3 protein-coding genes and 1 pseudogene are annotated in these 4073 nt (G+C 74.1%); all 4 read right to left on the bottom strand.

The genetic code is table 11. The features are described 5' to 3' along the window. Positions 1–57: 57 nt before the first annotated feature. Complete coding sequence (locus GT030_RS24590; RefSeq protein WP_161202968.1) at positions 58–1371, bottom strand: type I-E CRISPR-associated protein Cas7/Cse4/CasC; 1314 nt, start codon at positions 1369–1371, stop codon at positions 58–60. Between the two features lie 80 nt (positions 1372–1451). Then, positions 1452–1658 carry a type I-E CRISPR-associated protein Cse2/CasB gene (locus GT030_RS37195; protein WP_161202967.1) on the bottom strand — a complete coding sequence of 69 codons (207 nt, stop codon included), beginning with the start codon at positions 1656–1658 and terminating at the stop codon, positions 1452–1454. A 414-nt stretch (positions 1659–2072) separates the two neighbouring features. After that, positions 2073–3746 (bottom strand): type I-E CRISPR-associated protein Cse1/CasA, encoded by a 1674-nt coding sequence (gene casA / locus GT030_RS24580; RefSeq protein ID WP_161202966.1) that lies wholly within the window; start codon positions 3744–3746, stop codon positions 2073–2075. Further along, positions 3739–4073, bottom strand: a pseudogene (locus tag GT030_RS36715) (hypothetical protein); the annotation flags it as partial. The gene casA and the pseudogene GT030_RS36715, both read right to left, overlap by 8 nt.

Genomic DNA, 4073 nt, shown 5'->3' with positions numbered 1-4073 from the left:
GGGCGTTTTGCTGGGCCGGGGTGCTGTTTTGGTGCGGGACGCCGTGGGGGCGGGGGGTCATGCGGTGGCCTTGGTGCGGCCGGTGCGGGGCGAGGCGGCGCCGGCCGCAGGCGCGCTTGCGGTGAGGGCGGCGTCGGTGAGCGCGGCGGCGATGAACTCGTCGTAGGAGGGGTGGTGGGGGCCCAGGGCGGCGAGGGGTTCGGGGTGGAGAGTGAGGTGGCCGTGCCCGACGCGGTGGCGGGTGCCGGTCATGCGGGTGGCCAGGGCGGCATAGTCGGCGAGGGCCTGGCGGGAGGGGGCGAGGAAGCCGCCGGCCGCCGCGGCCTCCACGGGCTGTTCGAAGGCAGGCGCGTAGGAGACGGGACGGCGGTCGCGGACGACGTAGGCGGCCGTGTCAGGCAGGGTGTGCGGAGCGGTGGAGGTGCGTTTGGCCTGCGGCAGGGACAGCAGGAACGCCTCCATGAACAGTTCGGCCAGCCGCTGGGCGTGCGCCAGGTCGCCGCCGGTGTTCTCCGTCAACTGGGTGAGGTTGACGGTGGCGTAGCGGTAGAACACCCCGGAGGTGAGCAGGGCGGTGTCCAGGTGGGCGCTGCCGGGGTCGCCGTCGGCGGGCCAGTCCTCCCCGGCGGTGAAGAAGTCCGGCTGGAGGTCGCCGACGTGGGTGGTGAAGGCCCAGGCGAGGTGGACGGCGCCGGTGACGTGGCTTTCGTCGTGGCCGGCGAGCATGCGGCCGAACAGGTCAATGCAGGCGGTGCGGCGGGCGAGGATCGCGCCGATCTGCTTGGCGGGAAGGAGCCGGGAGGTGCTGGGCCTCTTCGCAGCGGCGGGGGCGGTTTTGCGGCGCCGCCCGGCGCTGGCGGCGAGGATGCTCGCGTCGTCCTCCTCGGCCGGGTGCTCCCCCGCGTCTGCGTCGTCGGCGGCCTTCTGGGTGCTGTGGTGCAGGGCGAGCGCGAGTTGTTCCTGGTGGTCCGTACAGATCTGGGCGAGGTCGTCGAGGAGGTGCTGTTCGGCGGTGTAGACCATGACTTCGGTGCGGTGTCCGGCGCGGGGGCTGGTCTTCAGTCCCTCTGAGGTGGCGCAGTGGGCGACTTGCTGGGCGGCGAAGTCGGCCAGGTCCTTGGGCCATCCCTGGTGGGTGAGGTGGCCGCTGAGGCGGGGAGGGAGCATGCGGGTGCGCACGGCGTGTTCGCTCAGCCAGTCCTCGATGTCGGTCCGTTGGGCGCGTTTTTGGCTCTGCGGCGACAGTGCCGCCCGCTGCACGGAGCCGACCACCAGGGTCTTGGGCTCGTTGTGCTCGCCGCGGTTCATCAGGGAGGCGGGCGCGTGCTGCAGGACGTGCAGGTCGAGGAAGCGTGCGGGTTGGTAGGGCATGCGGTTCTCCTTGCCGGTGCCTGCTAGGGCGGGCGACTTCTGGCGGTGTTCGGTCACGGCTGCGCACGGGCCGGGGGATTTCAGGCGGTGGGGTCCTCGGCGGGGGTATCGGGAGCGGGGGGTGTGCTGGGGCTGGCGCCGGGGGGTGGGCTGTGGAGGTAGAAGGCTTCTTTCCAGCGGTTGGCGATCTGGCTGCGCCGGGTCTCCCATGCAGTCAGGTCGGACAGCAGGACGGCCCAGTCGATGCGGACGCCGGACTCCCCGACCAGGCGGCACAGTCCGGGCAAGGCTCCGGCCGAGGTTGGGCCTGCGCCACCAGATGCGGGCGGCCTCCGCCGCGGCGACGGCCGCCGGGAGGGGGCCGGTGCCGGGGGTGTCGGGGTGCGGGACGGGAGGGGCTGCGGTGTCGGGACTGGGAGTGTGGCGGGATTCGGCGGCGATGAGGGCGGCGACGGTGTAGTGGGCGCGCTGCGCTGGCCAGGAGTGGACGTATCTGATCAGGTAGCGGTGGGCGGGGTGGCCGTGGGGGAAGTCGCGCATGTCGCGGCCGTAGCCGCTCTCGAGCGCGCGCCGCACCCCCGGCGCGGCGCACAGGCTGCGGACCTGGGCCACGAACGAGTCGTAGTGGTCGCGGTAGTCCTGCGCGCTGCGCGCGGTGTCCGCCGCCTGCTGGGGGGCGGGCGGGGTGCCGGGGGCGATGGTCATTGCGGCTCCTGGGGCGCGACGGGCGGGGCGGGGGCGGCTCCTGCGGTGTGCAGGGCGCGCACGGCGCGGGCAAGGGCAGGACCGGCGCCTCGGTAGTGGTGCAGGAGGGGGGTGAGCGTGGCGCGCAGGCAGCGGGCTGCCTCGGCCGCGAAGGCGGGGAAGGCCGCCTCCTGGGTGCGGTGGCGGACGAGGTCCCAGAACAGGGACTCGGCGCGGGGCCAGTAACGGGCGGTGGACTCCCTGGCCCAGGCAGACGGGGGACGCCCGCCGTCTTCCCCGGGGCGGGCGCCGTCGGCCGGGGACGGGCGGGTCGATTCGCGCCAGGCGCGGTTCGCAGCCCGGATCAGGTGGGCGCCGAGGACTTCGGCGGCCTGCCGGCATTCGGAGATGCGCAGCGCGAGGTCGGGGTTGTGTTCCTGGGCCCACGTCCAGATCGCGGGGGTGTGGCCCGAGTACCAGAGGTGGTCGCGGGTCTTGGAGTCCTGGTCGAAGCCGTGGACGGTGACGGTGACGTGCGCGGTGAGGTCGGGGGGCCATTCGTTGAGGTCGGTGAAGACCTCGGGCCGGCGCACGCCGGTGGTCTCGTCGCCGGCCAGCAGCAGGCCGTCCAGGTCCCGCCAGGCCCCGCGGTGGCGGTCGGCGCGGCGGACGGTGTCGCGCCGGTCGGCTTCTTTGGTGGGGTCGGTGAGCGTGATGACGAAGGGGTCGGTCGCGGGCAGCGGCCGTTCCAGGGTGGCCCAGGTGACGTACGCGTCGACCGCATGCCGGTAGTCGGCGTCGGCAACCAGGAGCAGGGCGTGGCGGGAGCGTGCGGTCAGCAGCCGGCCGGGCCAGGTGATTTCGGCGGGCGGGCGCAGCGGGTCAGGCGGCCCGGGCTCCTCCCAAGGGCACAGGTCTTCCTCGCTTTGTCCCAGGCCCCGGTAGGGGGTCTGGGAGAGCAGCAGCGTCTCGAACAGGGTGCGGCCCTGGGGGTGGAAGGACAGCGCGGCACGCAGGGGGCCGGCGCGGAGCTGTCCGGCGGTGGTGGCGCCGACGGTGCGGCTGCTGCACGTGCCGGAGGGTCCGTAGTAGTGCCACAGCAGCAGGTGCCAGGCGGCCTGGGCGGCGGGGACGGGCTGGGGGCGGGTGTCGGCGTGGGCGGAGAGCCAGGCGAGGTTGTTGCCTGCGGGGCGGCCGAAGACGAGCTTGTTCACTCCGGACGTCTTGGTGCACTGGCGGGCGAGGGCGGGGTCCTGGAGGAAGGGCCGGGTGGGGTGGAACAGTTCCCAGGTCCACTTGTCCAGGTAGCTGTTGACGGCCGGCTCGTCGAAGCGGCCCCGGGCGAGGAGGCGGCGGCGCGTGTCGTGCCACTGGTCGGCCGGCATGTCGGGGTCGTCCAGGCCGCTGATCCTCGCTGTCACCGCGGCCAGCAGCCGCAGCAGGGCGGATTCGGCGGGCGGTACGGGCAGGGCGAGCCTGTCGATGCGGTGGGCGTCGAGCAGCAGCCCGCGCAACCCGTAGCCGGTGAGGGCTCCTTGGGCATGCGCGGGGATCCAGGGCTGCTCGGCGAGACAGTAGAAGCCGCCGGCCCTTTCCCGGCTGTCGGCTGCCTGGTGAGCGGGCGGGGCTGCGGGCCGGGGGCTGGCCGGGGCCGCAGTGTCCGGTGCGCTGGGGGTGGGGGTGTCAGGCATCGGCGACTGCCCTGGGTGCTGCCTGGGGCGCGGCGGGGAATGCCGCAGCTGTGCCGGCGGCGGGTGGCGGGGCGTGGGGTGTGCGTGGTGTCTGGGTGTGGACGATGCCGAGCTCGTCGTCCAGGTGGAGCCGGTGGCGGCCGAACCCCGCCGGTGTGAACGCCGTGCCACCCATGGGTGAGGGGTTCGGGGGCAAGGGGTACGGGCATCCGGTGCCCGCGCTGCCAACAGCGGGGTCGGGGGCCTGGTGGGGGCTGGGGGTGTGGACGAGGGGGACGAGGCCGCTGAGGAGGGGGTGGGTCTGCCAGACGTCGGGCCAGGCGGGCT

The sequence above is a fragment of the Streptomyces sp. SID1328 genome (assembly GCF_009865595.1).
In the GTDB taxonomy this organism is placed as follows: domain Bacteria; phylum Actinomycetota; class Actinomycetes; order Streptomycetales; family Streptomycetaceae; genus Streptomyces; species Streptomyces griseoluteus.
The sequence above is the reverse complement of the archived record's forward strand: the minus strand, read 5'-3'. Positions and strand labels throughout refer to the sequence as shown.